The organism is Arsenophonus nasoniae DSM 15247, assembly GCF_000429565.1.
Lineage (GTDB): Bacteria > Pseudomonadota > Gammaproteobacteria > Enterobacterales > Enterobacteriaceae > Arsenophonus > Arsenophonus nasoniae.
Genome location: NZ_AUCC01000231.1, coordinates 1 through 1,479, shown reverse-complemented (window position 1 = coordinate 1,479; position 1,479 = coordinate 1). Strand labels below are relative to the sequence as shown.

Below are 1,479 nucleotides of genomic sequence, written 5' to 3'. Positions count from 1 at the left end.
CGCTCGTCATACGAGCCAGCAACAGCAGGACTCGGGCGCTGATCAGTAACACTACGCCCGACAGAATAATTTATTTGCATGGGTTATTTTGCCTTAGTGTTAGTCGGTATTATTGTGTTGTGAATTTTCGGTATGGTGTTTTCTGTATAACTCAGGACTATACTTAAGTGATCCATTGGTTATTTTTTCAATAAGTAATGCAGATTTTTCAGGGATAACATCCCGCCATTGTCCAACAGCCTGTGGAGATATTCCCAAAACTTTAGCAACATTCCTTTTTGAGCGAAAATAACTAACAACAATTGCTTTTAACATTCAGAAACCTCAAAATTATAAATTAAAGTTTACTTTTTATAAATAATATTTTACATAATAAAGAGGAGTTTACAAGTGGCTGAATATGATAGGGAAGCAATAGGCCGTAGAATTTACGAAAGACGAACTGAATTAGGTCTAAGAGCAATAGATTTAGCTGACCTAATCGGGGTCAGTCGCGTAGCGGTGTCTCAATGGGAAAGAGGAGTAAGCGTTTTAGGTGGGGATAAATTAATGAATATATCCGAAGCCTTGAAATGCTCACCTGAATGGATCATTGCTGGTATAGATCGTTTGGAGAAAATACAAGACCTAAACATTGAAGCATCTGATATTAAAATACTTAGACTTGCTCAGCAACTACCTGATACTGAAAAAGATAATCTAATAAAAATGCTTGAAGACAAAGTCGAATATTATAGAAAATTATACACCGAACTCACTCAAAAACTTTCGCCTCAAAAATAAGCTGTTAGATAAAACTACACAACGTATATCTAAGTCTCTTCACTAAAATTATCCATATCAAGATAAGGTAAAATAAAATTTACCTTACATCTTGACATTGATATTTGTGTAAACTAAACTTTATTAAAATTAGTAAGGAGACTTACGAATGGGTAACAACTTTACATTACTAGCTAAGATTTTTGATATATCAGAGCAAATAGAGTTACTACAAAGAATTTCTTTTAGTCTTTCCGGCGAGGAAAGAGATGTTTTGAATGCTTTGGTTCTAGATAAAGCAATTGAATTAAAATCACTTTCAATGAAAGTGCGTGACCAAATCGAGTTAACAAACGATGCTCATACTAATTCAGAAACCATCAACGCAACAAATAAAGCATATCCAGAAAAACAAAAGAAATTTACAGAGTATTTTAGCACTAGAAAAAATAAAAGTTAAAAATGCCCATTAAACATTCTATCAAAAGTACGTTATTTGTGTAAATAGCTACATGTACAGTGTAAGACAAACAAATAACTACTAACACGCTCTTTAACAATTTAGAAAGTCGGAATGTACAGCGCGTTATGTCTGTATGAGTGCAGGTATACACGTTGCATTGAGTGCGATCCGCTCTTTGCAGGACAGCAATGTCAAGGGACAGGCAGCCATACCAGACTGTACAAACGCAAAAACACTAATTATAGGTCATTTTG

3 protein-coding genes are annotated in these 1,479 nt (G+C 34.5%); 2 read left to right on the top strand and 1 reads right to left on the bottom strand.

All coding sequences use genetic code 11. The features are described from left to right. Positions 1 to 99 precede the first annotated feature (99 nt). A complete protein-coding gene (locus G468_RS0117815; RefSeq protein ID WP_026824128.1) occupies positions 100 to 315 on the bottom strand; it encodes a Cro/CI family transcriptional regulator in 216 nt (71 codons plus the stop codon). Between the two features lie 75 nt (positions 316 to 390). On the opposite strand from G468_RS0117815, the gene G468_RS0117810 reads away from it, so the two are divergent. Together G468_RS0117810 and G468_RS0117805 are read left to right on the top strand one after the other, a co-directional pair. Continuing rightward, positions 391 to 783 (top strand): helix-turn-helix domain-containing protein, encoded by a 393-nt coding sequence (locus tag G468_RS0117810; RefSeq protein ID WP_026824127.1) that lies wholly within the window; start codon positions 391 to 393, stop codon positions 781 to 783. 148 nt (positions 784 to 931) lie between these two features. Further along, complete coding sequence (locus G468_RS0117805) at positions 932 to 1,222, top strand: hypothetical protein (protein WP_026824126.1); 291 nt, start codon at positions 932 to 934, stop codon at positions 1,220 to 1,222. Positions 1,223 to 1,479: the final 257 nt, after the last annotated feature.